At 72.5% G+C, this 15,740-nt stretch carries 10 protein-coding genes; 3 read left to right on the top strand and 7 right to left on the bottom strand.

Going from position 1 to position 15,740, the window contains the following annotated elements; translation table 11 throughout:
* Window positions 1–48 precede the first annotated feature (48 nt).
* The 7 genes from ABZS61_RS15560 to ABZS61_RS15530 are packed head-to-tail and all read right to left on the bottom strand — an operon-like array spanning window position 49 to window position 8,120.
* On the bottom strand, window positions 49–870 hold the full coding sequence (locus tag ABZS61_RS15560; protein ID WP_356420085.1) for a CoA ester lyase: 822 nt from the start codon (window positions 868–870) through the stop codon (window positions 49–51).
* Window positions 867–2,063 carry a CoA transferase gene (locus tag ABZS61_RS15555; protein WP_356420082.1) on the bottom strand — a complete coding sequence of 399 codons (1,197 nt, stop codon included), beginning with the start codon at window positions 2,061–2,063 and terminating at the stop codon, window positions 867–869. The genes ABZS61_RS15560 and ABZS61_RS15555 overlap by 4 nt, the downstream gene beginning before the upstream one ends.
* Entirely contained in the window at window positions 2,060–2,944 is an 885-nt protein-coding gene (gene rbsK, locus ABZS61_RS15550; RefSeq protein WP_356420079.1) for a ribokinase, read from the bottom strand. The genes ABZS61_RS15555 and rbsK overlap by 4 nt, the downstream gene beginning before the upstream one ends.
* The gene (locus tag ABZS61_RS15545; RefSeq protein ID WP_356420076.1) at window positions 2,941–4,308 is read right to left on the bottom strand and encodes an ADP-ribosylglycohydrolase family protein; all 1,368 of its coding nucleotides are present in this window, start codon (window positions 4,306–4,308) and stop codon (window positions 2,941–2,943) included. Before ABZS61_RS15545 ends, rbsK begins: the two co-directional genes overlap by 4 nt.
* Window positions 4,305–5,498, bottom strand: a complete 1,194-nt coding sequence (locus ABZS61_RS15540) for an ADP-ribosylglycohydrolase family protein (RefSeq protein ID WP_356420073.1) — start codon at window positions 5,496–5,498, stop codon at window positions 4,305–4,307. Before ABZS61_RS15540 ends, ABZS61_RS15545 begins: the two co-directional genes overlap by 4 nt.
* Complete coding sequence (locus ABZS61_RS15535) at window positions 5,434–6,912, bottom strand: ADP-ribosylglycohydrolase family protein (protein ID WP_356420070.1); 1,479 nt, start codon at window positions 6,910–6,912, stop codon at window positions 5,434–5,436. Before ABZS61_RS15535 ends, ABZS61_RS15540 begins: the two co-directional genes overlap by 65 nt.
* Window positions 6,909–8,120 carry an ADP-ribosylglycohydrolase family protein gene (locus ABZS61_RS15530; protein ID WP_356420067.1) on the bottom strand — a complete coding sequence of 404 codons (1,212 nt, stop codon included), beginning with the start codon at window positions 8,118–8,120 and terminating at the stop codon, window positions 6,909–6,911. Before ABZS61_RS15530 ends, ABZS61_RS15535 begins: the two co-directional genes overlap by 4 nt.
* 253 nt (window positions 8,121–8,373) lie before the next feature.
* On the opposite strand from ABZS61_RS15530, the gene ABZS61_RS15525 reads away from it, so the two are divergent.
* From ABZS61_RS15525 to ABZS61_RS15515, 3 genes are all read left to right on the top strand, one after another.
* Window positions 8,374–9,105 (top strand): VIT1/CCC1 transporter family protein, encoded by a 732-nt coding sequence (locus ABZS61_RS15525; protein WP_356420064.1) that lies wholly within the window; start codon window positions 8,374–8,376, stop codon window positions 9,103–9,105.
* Between the two features lie 497 nt (window positions 9,106–9,602).
* Window positions 9,603–14,162: a glutamate synthase large subunit gene (gene gltB / locus ABZS61_RS15520; RefSeq protein ID WP_356420061.1), complete on the top strand. Its 4,560-nt coding sequence runs from the start codon at window positions 9,603–9,605 to the stop codon at window positions 14,160–14,162.
* Window positions 14,155–15,615 carry a glutamate synthase subunit beta gene (locus tag ABZS61_RS15515; protein ID WP_356420055.1) on the top strand — a complete coding sequence of 487 codons (1,461 nt, stop codon included), beginning with the start codon at window positions 14,155–14,157 and terminating at the stop codon, window positions 15,613–15,615. The genes gltB and ABZS61_RS15515 overlap by 8 nt, the downstream gene beginning before the upstream one ends.
* Window positions 15,616–15,740 lie beyond the last annotated feature (125 nt).

Here is a 15,740-nt window from a genome sequence, read left to right as displayed (position 1 = left end):
CCCCTTCGCGTGCCCCGGGGACGGCCCCGCACCCGGGCCGAACGGGACTCACGCCACGCGCCCCGCCAGTGCCAGCGTCCTCTGCGCGGTCGCCACCACCGCAGCGTCGACGAACCTCCCGTCCGGCAGCGCCAGCGCCCCCGCCTGTGCCCGTGACGCCTCCACGATCTGCTCCGCCGCCTCGACCTCCCGCGTCGTCGGCCGGAACGCCCGCTCGATGACGGGCAGCTGCCGGGGATGGATCGCCGCGCGGCCGAGCAGCCCCAGGCCCCGCCCGTGCGCACAGGACGACCGCAGCCCGGACAGGTCCTTGACGTCCGTGAACACCGACATGGCGGGCGGATCGAGCCCCGCCGCCCGTGCGGCGACCACCAGACGGCTGCGCGACCAGTCGAGCCCGGCATCGTCCCGTACCCCCAGGTCGGCCCTGAGATCCGCCTCGCCCAGTGCCACACCCCGCACGTCGTGATGGGCGCTGGCGATCGAGTACGCGTGCTCGATCGCCATGGCCGACTCCAGCAGCGGATACAGCGCGACCCCCGGCGCCAGCGCCGCGACATGGTGCACCGAAGCCGCATGGGTGATCTTGGGGAGCCGCATCCCGGACAGGCCCGGAAGTCCTGCCAGAGCCTTGACGTCGTCCTCGCCGTGGACCCGGACATGGACCGGTACGGCCGACGCGTCGGCCGTACCGGGATCGGCGAGGAGCTCCGCGGTCGCCGCCCGCGCGTACTCCTTGCGGTCCGGTGCGACCGCGTCCTCCAGGTCGACGATCACCACGTGCGCACCCGAGCCGAGCGCCTTACGGACCACCTCCGGGCGGTCCCCGGGCACGTACAGCCAGGTCAGCGCCACCGCCCTGGTGCTCACAGCGCCCCCTCGTCCCGCAGGGCCGCGATGCTCGGGGCCGACAGGCCGAGCTCCTCCAGGATCTCGTCCGTGTCCGCGCCGTGCCGCCGACCGGACCAGCGGATCTCCCCGGGCGTCTCCGAGAGCCGGAACAGCACGTTCTGCATGCGCAGCGGCCCCAGCTCGGGATCGTCGACCTCGGTGATTGTGCCCAGTGCCCGGTACTGCGGATCCTCCATCACGTCCCGCACGTCCTGGATCGGAGCGATCGCGGCCTCCGCCTTCTCGAACGCCGACACCGCCTCCTCCCGGGTACGCCGGGCGATCCAGTGGCCGACGGCATCGTCGAGTTCGTCGGCGTGCTCGGCGCGCGTGGTCCCGGCGGCGAACCACGGTTCGTCGATCAGGTCCGGGCGTCCCACCAGCCGCATCACGCGCTCGGCGACCGACTGGGCCGAGGTCGAGACGGCGACCCAGTGGCCGTCGGAGGTCCGGTAGGTGTTGCGCGGGGCGTTGTTGCGGGAGCGGTTTCCCGTACGCGGCTGGACGTAGCCCAGCTGGTCGTACCAGAGCGGCTGCGGCCCCAGTACGGTCAGGATCGGCTCGATGATCGCCATGTCGACCACCTGCCCCGCCCCGGTGCGGTCCCGACCGGCCAGGGCCGTCATCACCGCGTACGCCGTGGCGAGCGCCGCGATCGAGTCGGCGAGCCCGAACGGCGGCAGGGTCGGCGGCCCGTCCGGCTCACCGGTTACGGCGGCGAATCCGCTCATCGCCTCCGCGAGCGTGCCGAAGCCGGGCCGGTGCGCGTACGGGCCGAACTGGCCGAAGCCGGTGACCCGGGTCAGGACCAGCCGCGGATTGACGGCGCGCAGTTCCTCCCAGCCCAGGCCCCAGCGCTCCAGTGTCCCCGGCCGGAAGTTCTCGATGATCACATCGGTGTCCGCCGCCAGCCGCAGCAGCACATCCCGGCCGCCCGGGCTGGACAGGTCGAGCGTCAGGGTGCGCTTGTTGCGGCCGAGCAGCTTCCACCACAGGCCCACCCCGTCCTTCGCCGGACCGTGCCCGCGCGAAGGGTCGGGCTTGCGCGGATGCTCGACCTTGATGACCTCGGCGCCGAAGTCGCCGAGCATCGTGGCTGCGAGCGGTCCGGCGAACAGGGTGGCGATGTCCAGGACCCGCAGGCCCGCGAGAGGTGCCGTCGTCGTCCTCATGCGGCATCGATCTCGCTGCGGCAGGGCATGGACGTGGAGGCACCAGGTCTCTGTACGCAGAGCGCCGCGGCAGTGGACGCCCAGGCCAGCGCCTCGGGGACGGCCCGGCCCTCGCCGAGCGCCACGGCCAGCGTCCCGACGAACGTGTCACCCGCGCCGGTCGTGTCGACGGCGGTCACCTCGGGCGCCGGGAACAGGACGGCTTCGCCGCCCCGGGCCGCGTACAGGCATCCCTTCCGGCCGAGCGTGATCACGACCTCCGGGACCTGCCTGAGCAGGATCTCCGCGGCCGCGTGCGGTTCGTCGTACCCGGACAGCGCCGCCGCCTCGTGCTCATTGGGGATCAGCAGGTCGACGGCGTCCAGGAGTTCGGACGGCAGTAGCTGTACGGGAGAGGGGGTGAGGATCGTCCGTACGCCCCGGGCTTTCGCGGCCCGTGCGGCCTCGGTCACCACGGAGAGCGGGAGTTCGAGCTGGAGGAGCAGCAGGCTTGCGGCGGCGATGGCGGCGTGCTCGCCCGGGCCGAGCGCGGTGACGGTGGCGTTGGCTCCGGGGATCACCACGATCGCGTTCGCCCCCTCGTCGTCGACGACGATGTGGGCGGTGCCGCTGGGCCCGGCGGCCGTGTGCAGCAGGTCCGTGTCCACGCCCGCGTGCTCCAAATTCGTCCGCAGCCGCGAGCCGAACTCGTCGGTCCCGACCGCGCCGATCATCACCACCTCACCGCCGGCGCGGGCCGCGGCGACGGCCTGGTTGGCGCCCTTGCCGCCGGGCACGGTCCGCAGCTCCCGCCCGGTGACGGTCTCCCCGAGCGCGGGCGCCCTGGCGACGTAGGTGACTAGGTCCATGTTGGTGCTGCCGAGCACCGCGATCGCTGTCATGGGCGGCGTACCTCCTGGTAGGTCAGTTCGGCGAGGGTGTCGAAGCCGATGGAGTCGAAACCGGGGACGGATGTGGCGAGCCGGTTCTTCAGCGGGGCGGTCCAGTGGTCGGGCAGTACGGCGGGCCGTCCGGCCAGCAGCCCCGCGAGCGAACCGGCCGTCGCACCGTTGGAGTCGGTGTCCCAGCCGCCGGACACGGCGCAGCCGATGGAGCGGGTGAAGTCGCCGTCGGCGTGGGTGAGAGCGGCGGCGAGCACCGCGGCGTTGGGCAGGACGTGCACCCAGTGGTGGGTCGCCCCGTAGGCGGCGTGGAGCCGGTCCACGACCGTGTCGAAGTCCGGTTCGGCACGGGCGCTCGCGATCCCGAGGCGTACCGCGTGCGCGTACCGGGATCGGGGCGGCACCACGCGGAGTCCCGCCGCGAGACACCCGTGCACATCCGTCTCGCCACCGGCCGCCTCGGCGAGTGCGGCCGCGGTGAACATCGCGCCGTACACCCCGTTGGCCGTGTGGGTGAGCACCGCGTCCCGGTGCGCCTGCTCGGCGGCGGCGGCCGGGTCGGCCGGGTGCGTCCAGCCGTGCACATCGGCCCGGATCTGGGCGCCGATCCACTCGCGGAAGGGATTGCGGTGACGGGCGGTCTCCGGCGGCTCGATGCCGTCGAGGAGATTGCGGTACGCGATGCGCTCCGCGGTGAAGAGCCGGCCTGCGGGCACTGCGTCGAGCCAGAGCCGGGCGAGGTCGGCGGTGCTGAAGGCGCGTCCGTGGCGCTGGAGCAGCAGCAGGGTGAGCAGGGGGTGGTTGAGGTCGTCGTCCTCCGGCATGCCGTCGATGTTCTCGGCGAGGGAGGTGGTGGCCGAGCGGCGGTTCCAGGGGTGGGTGGCGGCCAGCTCGGCGGGCAGGCCCCGGGCGGTGAACCAGGTGGTGAGCGGCCAGTTGCCGGTGGCCTGCGCGAGGGAACGGATGCCGGCGAGGGGCAGCTTCTCCACGGGTTTGCCGAGCAGGCAGCCGGCGGCCCGGCCCAGCCAGGCCGCGTGCAGCCGCTCGGGCCCGAGAGCGACGGGCCGGGTGCGGGGGGCGGGCCAGCGGGGGCAGGCGTCCCGGATCGCCGCCAGGTCCGTCGGCTCGGCTTCCGACAGCGGGCTCTCCAGCAGGGCGAGTTCGTCGAGCAGCTGCGCGGCCAGCGTGCGCATCCGGGGGGCCGGGGGAGGCTCCGAGGCCCCCGCGCGCTCCGGGGCGGGGGCGCCGCCGGATCCGTACCAGCGCTCCTCGATGTCCCGGGCGTCCCGGCCGTCCTGTGCCGCCTGCCGCAGCTCGTGACCGATCAGGTCCTCGGGCTGAACCCATGTCAGCCGTACGGTCATCGCGGGCCGGCCAGCGTCGCGAACGCCGACTCGTGGGCCCGGCGGCGCGCCGTGTCCCGTACGAAGACCTCGCGTGCCACCTCCGTCAGGACCCGCGCCGGGGCGTGCAGATCGAGGCGGCTGGCGTCGGCGACGGTTTTCACCCAGGCGGCGGGGATGGCCTGCTCGCCGTGGAGCGCGCCCGCGATCGCGCCGCTCATCGTCGCGATCGAGTCGCAGTCCCGGCCGTAGTTGACCGAACCGAGCACCGTGCGCCGGTAGTCGCCCCCGCCCACGAGCAGCATGCCGAGCGCGACCGGGAGTTCCTCGATGGAGTGCAGCCGGGAGGGCCGCCGGGCACCGAGGGAGGGGTCGCGATAGTCGGGGCCCACCGTGTCGAAGGGGGCCACGGCCTCGCGCAGGGGCACCAGCGCGGACTCGAAGTCGCTGTACCCGGCGGCCACGTCGCACACCGCCTCGATCGCCGCCCGTGTCCCGTCCTTGGCCAGGGCCAGACAGGTTCCGACGACGGAGGAGGGCGTGGCGTCCGGGGTGCAGGCGGCGGCCACCGCGGCGGCGAGGACCCCGGCCGCCTCCCGCCCGTACGAGGACTGGTGGGCCCCCGCCACATCGAGCGCCTCCGCGTACGCGGCCTCGGGGTGGGCGGCGTTCACCAGGCCGACCGGCGCCATGTACATCGCCGCCCCGCAGTTCACGATGTTCCCCGAGCCCGCCTCGCGCGGGTCGGCGTGGCCGTAGTGCAGCCGTGTGACGATCCACTTCTCCGCGAGGAAGATCCGCTGCAGCGGCAGCGCCTCCGCCTCCAGTTCCGGGATCCAGCGGGGACGGGACATCAGATCCGGTACGAGGTGGTCGGCGACGGAGTACGCGTCCAGGTGGTCGCGCACCGTGCCGTAGACCCGCACCAGCGCATGCGTCATCAGGGTGTCGTCGGTGACGTGCCCGTCGCCCTTGTGGTACGGGGCGATGGGGCGTGCGGTGCGCCACGCGTCGCCGTGCCAGGGACCGACGATGCCGTTCACCCGGCCGCCGTGGCGCTCGGCGATCTGTTCCGGGGTCCAGCCCTCGACGGGGCCGCCGAGGGCGTCACCGACGGCGGCGCCGACGAGTGCGCCGGTGATCCGTTCATCCAGGGTGAGCGTCGTGGTGGTCGTATCTGCGGAGAGCGGTGCGGGTGTTTTGGGTGTCATGCCGGGATTGTCCACCCGTGGTGGCTGGTTCCGTGGCTGCCAGCAGCCCGGCGAGTTCGATGAGATCGGTGCCGGCGAGGCGGGGCAGCGCACACCCCGCCAACGTGCGGCAGGCCTCGCGCCAGCCCGCGGGGATCGTGCCGGCCCCGCCCAGCGCCCCGGTCAGCGCCCCGGCGAGGGCGGGCGCGGAGTCGGCGACCCGGGACAGGCAGGCGGCTGCGGGCACGGCCTGGGCGATCTCTCCGCGGGCCGCGGTCGCCAGGGCGAGGGCGACCGGCACGGTCTCGGCCGCGGCGATCCCGTAGCTGTAGACGTGGTCGACGATCTGGTGCTCCAGGACGGGGACCAGAGCGAAAGCGCCCGCCGCCTCCTCGGCGAACTCCCGGGCCAGGCGCACGGCGTGGACGGCGTTGCGGGCGATCTCGGTTCCCTCGGGCAGCTGTTCCAGCGCGGCGTTCACCGCGGCGTCGACGTCGGCCCCCGCGAGCGCCTCGGCGATCGCGGCGGCCATGGCACGGGCGCCGTGCACCCCGTCGCCGTCCTGCGTGTACCGGGCGTCGAACTCGGCGAGCCCGGCCGCCGCGGTGGGATCGCCCGGGTGCACGACCGCGAGGACCGCGGCCCTGACACAGGCCGCGTCGTCGAAGTAGTGCGGGTTGTCGTGCCCGGTGGCGGGCGGGCGCAGCCCGGCGGCGAGGTTGCCGAGGCCGGCCCGTACGGAGATCCGGGCCCGGAGCGGAAGAACGGCGGACTCGACCTCCGGCGCCCGGGCACTCGCGGCGGCGACCTTCGCGGCCAGGGCGTTCCAGGACCGGTCGATCGCGTCCCGCATCCGGTGGCCCGGGGAGAGACCGGGCGCGTGGTCGGCCGCGGCGGCCAGCACGGTCCGGGCCGCGAAGGCGGCCCACTCGGCATCGTCGGACGGGCCGAGCCTGAGGGGCTCGGGCGGCTGGTTGAGGGCGATGGGCACGGGCAGCGTCGTCGTCGCGTTCTGTTCGGCGAAGGTGTCCAGCTCCCGGGTGAGCCGCCGGGTCCACTCGGGCATCCGCGCCGCCCGGTGCCGCGCGGCGGGCCACCCGGCGGCGTCCCCGGCCGCCAGCCCGAGCAGCAGCCCCTCGATCCGGGCCTGCCGGCCCGGGGCGGTGCGCACCCGTGAGCCCGTGGCCGACGGGCTGCCGGAGGGGGGCCGGGCGGCCGGTCCGGCCGCGATGCGGATGGCGACGCGGTGGGGGGCCGCGTCCGGCGGAGCCGCGTGGCCCGGGGCCGCGGGCTCCGGGGCCGTCGGGGCAGCCGCGGCTCGGGGCGCGTGTCCCCGGTCCGCCGCGGGCGCGCCGGAGTGCCCGCCCGGCTCCGGGCGGGAGGAGGGCTCCGGGGCGGGTGAGGCGCCCCCCGCGGCCCCGTGTGCGGCGGTCATCGGGTCGCTCCGTGGCCGGTGGCAGTGGCGGGGGCCGCAGGTCCGGTCCACGGAGTGCCGGGCTCGTCCCGTGGAGGCGGTCCGGCCGGCTCGTACCAGGAGGGGGCGGGGCGGTCCCGGACCGGCGTGCCGCCCACTGCTCCGGGCGGTGCATCCGGCGCGTCCGTCGCGTCGTCCGGGGTCAGCAGCTCCGCGATGTCCAGGACGTGGTACCCCCGCATCGACGGCAGGCAGCTGCCCCGCACCGGCCCGATCTTCGACGCCCACTCCTGCGGGATCGCCGAAACCCCCTGCAGGGCGCCGGCCAGCGCACCCGCCACCGCCGCCGTCGTATCGGCGTCCCGGCCCATGTTCACTGCCGTCAGTACCGCCGTACGGAAGTCGCCCCGCGCCGCCGTGAACGCGCCGAAGGCCAGCCCTACCGCCTCCGGTGCCAGGTCCGTCCACGGGTAGCCGCCGATCACCACCGCGGAGCGCACCGCGCGTTCCCTCGTCAGCCGGTCCGGATACGGGCGCTGTGCGGCTGCGACCGCGCGCCGCAGCGAACGGGCGGTCCAGGAGTCCATCGGTACGACCGAGAGCGCGGCGGCGATCACCGAGGCGAGCCCGGCCCCCACCATGGCGGCGGCCACCCCCGCCGCGACCGCCTGGCCGCCGTAGATGCCCTCCCCCTCATGGCTGACCCGGCCGTCCACCGCCACCAGCCGGGCCGCCTCCGCGGGCCTTCCGGCCGCGAACACGCCGAACGGCGCCGCCCGCATGGCGAGGCCGTCGCTCCAGGCATGCCGGTGCTGGGCGGAGATCGGGGCGGCGAGACCGCGCCGCAGGTTCTCCAGCGTGCCGCGTTCACTGAACCCCGCGCCGCGGAACGGACCCTCGTCGAGATCGGCGATCCAGTGGTGCCAGGCGCGCTCGACGTGCGGGACCGTCAGCGCCGAACCGTGCCTGGCCAGCAGCAGCCCCGAGAAGATCGCGTACTCGGTGTCGTCCGTGCCCGCCGGGTCGTCGCTGACGAAACCCTCGATCCGGCCCCACCGGCGGCGGATCTCGGACGGCCGCATGTTCTCCGCCGGGGCGCCGAGGGCGTCGCCCACCGCGAGTCCCAGCAGCGCCCCCCGGGCCCGGTCACCCGTACCGCCGGGCGAACCGGGATCCCCGGCACCCCTGCCCGCCGGCGGCTCCGCCGGACTGCCTGCCCTCAGCTCCATCGCGTCGACCCTTCGTTCGCACAGGGCAGTTCACCGCCTGTGCGAACCGCCTGTGCGATCTGTCCCACGCCGAGACCCGCACGAGGCGGATCACGACCACAAAAGGGCCACACGGATGACGCCGCGAAGGACGCCTCCGAGGCAGGTAAGTACGGCCTTCCTTGCTGGCGGGAGCCCCTTTTCGTGCGTACTTTCGAACGTGTTGAACGGGGGGCGGGACGCGTGGAGTCCGTTCCCGGAGAAGGGGAGAGCTGTGTCCATCATCGAGACCGACGCCGTACTGCACGAGGCGCACCGGGACAACCACACCCACCGCGATGTGAACGGTGGCTGGCTGCGGCCCGCGGTCTTCGGAGCCATGGACGGCCTCGTCTCCAACCTCGCCCTCATGACGGGCGTCGCCGGAGGGGCGGTCTCCCAGCAGACCCTCGTCATCACGGGCCTGGCCGGACTGGCCGCGGGCGCGTTCTCGATGGCGGCCGGCGAGTACACCTCCGTCGCCTCGCAGCGCGAGCTCGTCGAGGCGGAGCTCGACGTCGAGCGGCGGGAACTGCGTAAGCACCCCAAGGACGAGATGCGGGAGCTCGCCGCGCTGTACGAGTCCCGCGGGGTCGAGCCCGCGCTCGCCCGCGAGGTCGCCCGGCAGCTGTCGAGGGACCCCGAGCAGGCGCTGGAGATCCACGCCCGCGAGGAGCTCGGCATCGACCCCGGCGACCTGCCCTCGCCGCTCGTCGCGGCCGTCTCGTCCTTCGGCGCCTTCGCACTGGGCGCCATGCTGCCCGTGCTGCCGTTCCTGCTCGGCGCGACCGCGCTGTGGCCCGCCGTACTCCTCGCCCTGATCGGCCTGTTCGGCTGCGGCGCGGTGGTGGCCCGGGTGACGGCGCGCACCTGGTGGTTCAGCGGACTGCGCCAGCTCGTGCTCGGCGGAGCCGCCGCGGCGATCACGTACGGTCTCGGCACCCTGTTCGGCGTGGCCGTCGGCTGACGGGCGGCCCGGAGGCATCGGCGCGGCACCTGAGGGTCCGCGCCGAGGTCTCGGCGACACTCCGAGGGGCGTACGGGGCCACCGCGAACCGTCAGGGGTGCGCCGGGGATGCCGGGAGAGCCCGCAGGCGTTACCCCGGTGTGAGATACGTCTTGACGCACGTCACTGGGCGGATGGGCTCCCGGAGCCGTAAAATGAGACACTATGCAGCGCTACACATAAGTAGCCGTTACTCTGCGGTTTCGATTCCATGACCGCTGGGCAAGAGCCGTACACCGCGGGCAACGACGCCTGCTCTCTGCGGTCTCCCCGGACAGTGATCCACAAGGATCCGTCCGATTGCGACCCACCTCCACCACGACTCCGTGGTGTCCGCATGTTGGAACGGACTATTCGCTTTTTGAGAAGCGTTCCATCATGTAACCTGCACGAAATTTCGCAGAGGGCCAACGTCGTCCCTCGGCACAGCACATGCCACGACGACGACGGGAGAGCCGATGCGTTCCGACGCCTGGTCGCCCATGGACGGTCGCCCCGTTCAGCAGGGGATGTACGACCCCCGCAACGAGCACGACGCCTGTGGCGTCGGGTTCGTGGCCACTCTGACCGGTGTGGCCAGCCATGAGCTGGTCGAGCAGGCGCTGACCGTACTGCGCAACCTCGAACACCGCGGCGCCACCGGATCCGAGCCCGACTCGGGTGACGGCGCCGGCATTCTGCTCCAGGTACCGGATGCCTTCCTCCGCGAAGACGTCGGCTTCGACCTCCCCGAGGCGGGTTCCTACGCCGTCGGAATCGCGTTCCTGTCCGCGGACGACTCCGCCGAGTCCGTCCAGCAGATCGAGAAGATCGCCGGCGAAGAGGGCCTCGACGTCCTCGGCTGGCGCGAGGTACCGGTCACCCCGGACCTCCTGGGCAACGGCGCCCGGGCCACCATGCCCGACTTCCGCCAGATCGTCGTCGCCGACGGTACGAGCAGCGGCATCGCCCTCGACCGCAAGGCCTTCGTCCTGCGCAAGCGCGCCGAGCGTGAGGCCGGGGTGTACTTCCCCTCGCTCTCCGCACGCACGATCGTCTACAAGGGCATGCTCACCACCGGGCAGCTGGAGCCGTTCTTCCCGGACCTCTCCGACCGCCGCTTCGCCACCACTGTCGCGCTGGTGCACTCCCGCTTCTCCACCAACACCTTCCCGAGCTGGCCGCTCGCACACCCGTACCGCTTCGTCGCGCACAACGGCGAGATCAACACGGTCAAGGGCAACCGCAACTGGATGAAGGCCCGCGAGTCCCAGCTCGCCTCGAGCCTCTTCGGTTCCGCGCAGCTCGACCGGATCTTCCCCGTCTGCACCCCGGACGCCTCCGACTCGGCCTCCTTCGACGAGGTCCTGGAGCTCCTCCACCTCGGCGGCCGCTCGCTGCCGCACTCGGTGCTGATGATGGTCCCCGAGGCGTGGGAGAACCACGCGTCCATGGACCCCGCCCGCCGCGCGTTCTACCAGTACCACTCCACGATGATGGAGCCCTGGGACGGCCCGGCCTGCGTCACCTTCACCGACGGCACCCAGGTCGGCGCGGTCCTCGACCGCAACGGCCTGCGCCCCGGCCGCTACTGGGTCACCGACGACGGCCTCGTCGTCCTCTCCTCCGAGGTCGGTGTCCTGGACATCGACCCCGCCAAGGTCGTCCGCAAGGGCCGCCTCCAGCCCGGCAAGATGTTCCTCGTCGACACCGCCGAGCACCGCATCATCGAGGACGACGAGATCAAGGCGTCCCTCGCCGCCGAACAGCCCTACGCCGAATGGCTGGAAACCGGCGAGATCGAGCTCGAGGACCTCCCCGAGCGCGAGCACATCGTCCACACCCACGCCTCGGTCACCCGCCGCCAGCAGACCTTCGGCTACACCGAGGAAGAGCTCCGCGTCCTCCTCGCCCCGATGGCCCGCACCGCCGGCGAACCCCTGGGCTCCATGGGCACGGACTCGCCGATCGCCGCGCTCTCCGAGCGCCCCCGGCTGCTCTTCGACTACTTCACCCAGCTGTTCGCCCAGGTCACCAACCCGCCGCTGGACGCCATCCGCGAGGAGCTCGTCACCTCGCTGCGCTCCACGCTCGGCCCCGCCGGCAACCTCCTGGAGCCGACCGCCGCGGCGTGTCGCAGCGTCACGCTGCCCTTCCCGGTGATCGACAACGACGAGCTGGCCAAGCTCATACACATCAACGCCGACGGCGACATGCCCGGCATGAAGGCCGCCACCCTCGCCGGCCTCTACCGGGTCAGCGGAGGCGGCGACGCCCTCGCCGCCCGGATCGAGGAGATCTGCACCGAGGTCGACGCCGCCATAGAGGACGGCGCCCGCCTGGTCGTCCTGTCCGACCGGCACTCCGACGCCGAGCACGCACCGATCCCCTCGCTGCTGCTCACCTCGGCCGTCCACCACCACCTCATCCGCACCAAGCAGCGCACCCAGGTGGGCCTGCTGGTCGAGGCCGGTGACGTACGCGAGGTCCACCACGTCGCGCTGCTGATCGGCTACGGCGCCGCCGCGGTCAACCCGTACCTCGCGATGGAGTCCGTCGAGGACCTCGTCCGCGCCGGTACGTTCATCGAGGGCATCGAGGCCGAGCAGGCCATCCGCAACCTGATCTACGCCCTCGGCAAGGGCGTCCTGAAGGTCATGTCCAAGATGGGCATCTCGACCGTCGCCTCCTACCGCGGCGCCCAGGTCTTCGAGGCCGTCGGCCTGGACGAGGCCTTCGTCACGCAGTACTTCAACGGCACCGCCACCAAGATCGGCGGCGCCGGACTCGGCATCGTCGCCAAGGAGGTCGCCGCCCGGCACGCCAAGGCCTACCCCGTCTCCGGCATCGCCGCGTCGCACCGCGCCCTGGAGATCGGCGGCGAGTACCAGTGGCGCCGCGAGGGCGAGCCGCACCTGTTCGACCCGGAGACGGTCTTCCGCCTCCAGCACGCCACCCGCAACCGCCGGTACGACATCTTCAAGAAGTACACCGGCCGGGTGAACGAGCAGTCCGAGCGCCTCATGACGCTCCGCGGGCTCTTCGGCTTCAAGTCGGGCCTCGAGCCGATCTCCATCGACGAGGTCGAGTCCGTCTCCGACATCGTCAAGCGCTTCTCCACCGGCGCCATGTCGTACGGCTCCATCTCGCAGGAGGCGCACGAAACCCTCGCCATCGCCATGAACCAGCTGGGCGGCAAGTCCAACACCGGTGAGGGCGGCGAGGACGCGGACCGGCTGTACGACCCGGCACGCCGCTCGTCCATCAAGCAGGTCGCCTCCGGCCGCTTCGGTGTGACCAGCGAATACCTGGTCAACGCGGACGACATCCAGATCAAGATGGCGCAGGGCGCCAAGCCCGGCGAGGGCGGCCAGCTGCCCGGCCACAAGGTCTACCCGTGGGTCGCCAAGACCCGGCACTCCACCCCGGGCGTCGGCCTGATCTCGCCCCCGCCGCACCACGACATCTACTCCATCGAGGACCTGGCTCAGCTGATCCACGACCTCAAGAACGCCAACCCGGCGGCCCGCATCCACGTGAAGCTGGTCTCCGAGGTGGGTGTCGGCACGGTCGCGGCCGGTGTGTCCAAGGCCCACGCGGACGTCGTCCTCATCTCCGGCCACGACGGCGGCACGGGGGCCTCCCCGCTGACCTCGCTCAAGCACGCGGGCGGCCCCTGGGAGCTCGGCCTCGCCGAGACCCAGCAGACCCTGCTGCTCAACGGCCTGCGCGACCGCATCGTCGTCCAGACCGACGGCCAGCTCAAGACCGGCCGCGATGTCGTCATCGCCGCGCTCCTCGGCGCCGAGGAGTTCGGTTTCGCGACCGCGCCCCTCGTCGTCTCCGGCTGCGTCATGATGCGCGTCTGCCACCTCGACACCTGCCCGGTCGGCATCGCCACCCAGAACCCGGTCCTGCGCGACCGCTTCTCCGGCAAGGCCGAGTACATCGTCAACTTCTTCGAGTTCATCGCCGAAGAGGTCCGCGAGATCCTCGCCGAGCTGGGCTTCCGCACGATCGAAGAGGCCGTCGGCCACGCCGAGCTCCTCGACACCGACCGTGCGATCACGCACTGGAAGGCGCAGGGCCTCGACCTGGAGCCCCTCTTCTACGTGCCCGAGCTGCCCGAGGGTGCGGTGCGCCACCGCATCAACGAGCAGGACCACGGACTCGCCAAGGCACTCGACAACCAGCTGATCAAGCTCGCCGCCGACGCCCTGGGCGCCGACAGCGCAGAGGCCGCCCAGCCCGTCCGGGCCCAGATCGCGATCCGGAACATCAATCGGACCGTCGGCACCATGCTCGGCCACGAGGTCACCAAGAAGTTCGGCGGTGCGGGCCTGCCCGACGACACCATCGACGTGACCTTCACCGGTTCCGCCGGCCAGTCCTTCGGAGCGTTCGTACCGCGCGGTGTGACGCTGCGCCTGGAGGGCGACGCCAACGACTACGTCGGCAAGGGCCTCTCCGGCGGCCGGGTCATCGTCCGCCCGGACCGCGGCGCCGACCACCTCGCCGAGTACTCCACCATCGCCGGCAACACCATCGCCTACGGTGCCACCGGCGGCGAACTGTTCCTGCGCGGCCGGACCGGCGAACGCTTCTGCGTCCGCAACTCCGGTGCGACCGTCGTCTCCGAAGGCGTGGGCGACCACGGCTGCGAGTACATGACCGGCGGCCACGCCGTCGTCCTCGGCGAGACCGGCCGCAACTTCGCCGCAGGCATGTCGGGCGGGGTCGCGTACGTCATCGACCTGGACCACGACAACGTCAACACCGGCAACCTCGGCGCCGTCGGCCCGCTCGACGACACCGACAAGCAGTGGCTGCACGACGTCGTGCGCCGCCACCAGGAGGAGACCGGCTCCACGGTCGCCGAGAAGCTGCTTGCCGAATGGGACACCGCGGTGACCCGGTTCAGCAAGATCATCCCGTCCACCTACAAGGCAGTGCTCGCCGCCAAGGACGCCGCTGAGCTCGCCGGTCTCTCCGAGCAGGAGACCACCGAGAAGATGATGGAGGCGGCGACCAATGGCTGACCCCAAGGGCTTCCTGACCACCGGCCGCGAGGTCGCAAAGACCCGCCCCGTCGGCGAGCGCGTCAAGGACTGGAACGAGGTCTACGTTCCGGGCTCGCTGCTCCCGATCATCAGCAAGCAGGCGAGCCGCTGCATGGACTGCGGCATCCCGTTCTGCCACCAGGGCTGTCCCCTCGGAAACCTCATCCCCGAGTGGAACGACTTCGCCTACCGCGAGGACTGGACAGCCGCGTCCGAGCGCCTGCACGCCACGAACAACTTCCCGGAGTTCACCGGGCGGCTGTGCCCCGCACCCTGCGAGGCGGCGTGCGTCCTCGGCATCAACCAGCCGGCCGTCACCATCAAGAACGTCGAAGTCTCCATCATCGACAAGGCCTGGGACAGCGGCGACGTCACCCCGCAGCCGCCCGAGCGCCTCTCCGGCAAGACCGTCGCCGTCATCGGCTCCGGCCCCGCCGGCCTGGCCGCCGCCCAGCAGCTCACCCGGGCCGGCCACACGGTCGTCGTCTACGAGCGCGCCGACCGCATCGGCGGCCTGCTCCGCTACGGCATCCCCGAGTTCAAGATGGAGAAGTCGCACATCAACCGCCGCATCGAGCAGATGCGCGCGGAAGGCACCAAGTTCCGCACCGAGATCGAGATCGGCCGCGACATCGACGCCGCGAAGCTGCGCCGCCGCTACGACTCGGTCGTCATCGCCGCCGGTGCCACCGTCTCCCGCGATCTGCCCGTCCCGGGCCGTGAGCTGAACGGCGTGCACTTCGCGATGGAGTACCTCCCGCTCGCCAACAAGGTGCAGGAGGGCGACCTGACGGTCACCCCGATCACCGCCGAGGGCAAGCACGTCGTCGTCATCGGCGGCGGCGACACCGGCGCCGACTGCGTCGGCACCGCCCACCGGCAGGGCGCGGCCTCCGTCACCCAGCTGGAGATCATGCCGAGGCCGGGCGAGGACCGTAACGCCAACCAGCCCTGGCCGACCTTCCCGATGCTCTACAAGGTCACCTCCGCGCACGAGGAGGGCGGCGAGCGGGTCTACTCCGTCTCCACCACCCACTTCGAGGGCGACGAGGACGGCAACGTCCAGTCCCTGCACCTCATCGAGGTGGAGTTCAAGGACGGCAAGCTGGAGCAGAAGGCCGGCACCGAGCGTGTCATCCCCGCCCAGCTCGTCACCCTGGCCATGGGCTTCACCGGCACCGACCAGGCCAACGGCCTCGTCCAGCAGTTCGGCCTCGACCTCGACGAGCGCGGCAACATCGCCCGCGACAAGGACTACGCCACCAACGTCGACGGCGTCTACGTCGCCGGTGACGCGGGCCGCGGCCAGTCCCTGATCGTCTGGGCCATCGCCGAGGGCCGCTCCGCGGCACGCGGCGTGGACCGCTTCCTCACCGGCGCCAGCGCGCTGCCGGCCCCGATCCGCCCGACGGACCGCTCCATGATGGTCTGATCACGGCACACACACGTCCCGTACAACGGCGTACGGAACTGAACACGGCGCCCGCCTCGTCCCCGACCGGACCATGGCGGGCGCCGTGGCGCGTCCAGGACCCCCGGCCCCGCCGGGCGCACTCC

Source organism: Streptomyces sp. NPDC005566 (genome assembly GCF_040605575.1).
Lineage (GTDB): Bacteria > Actinomycetota > Actinomycetes > Streptomycetales > Streptomycetaceae > Streptomyces.
Note: the sequence above shows the minus strand (reverse complement) of the source record. Positions and strands in the feature narration are given on the sequence as shown.

Bases quoted from the DNA above. Each gene is read 5' to 3' on its own strand.
- rbsK (WP_356420079.1), bottom strand. From the start codon at position 2,944: ATGACAGCGATCGCGGTGCTCGGCAGCACCAACATGGACCTAGTCACC.
- ABZS61_RS15530 (WP_356420067.1), bottom strand. From the start codon at position 8,120: ATGGAGCTGAGGGCAGGCAGTCCGGCGGAGCCGCCGGCGGGCAGGGGT.
- ABZS61_RS15535 (WP_356420070.1), bottom strand. From the start codon at position 6,912: ATGACCGCCGCACACGGGGCCGCGGGGGGCGCCTCACCCGCCCCGGAG.
- ABZS61_RS15545 (WP_356420076.1), bottom strand. From the start codon at position 4,308: ATGACCGTACGGCTGACATGGGTTCAGCCCGAGGACCTGATCGGTCAC.
- gltB (WP_356420061.1), top strand. From the start codon at position 9,603: ATGCGTTCCGACGCCTGGTCGCCCATGGACGGTCGCCCCGTTCAGCAG.
- ABZS61_RS15540 (WP_356420073.1), bottom strand. From the start codon at position 5,498: ATGACACCCAAAACACCCGCACCGCTCTCCGCAGATACGACCACCACG.
- ABZS61_RS15555 (WP_356420082.1), bottom strand. From the start codon at position 2,063: ATGAGGACGACGACGGCACCTCTCGCGGGCCTGCGGGTCCTGGACATC.
- ABZS61_RS15515 (WP_356420055.1), top strand. From the start codon at position 14,155: ATGGCTGACCCCAAGGGCTTCCTGACCACCGGCCGCGAGGTCGCAAAG.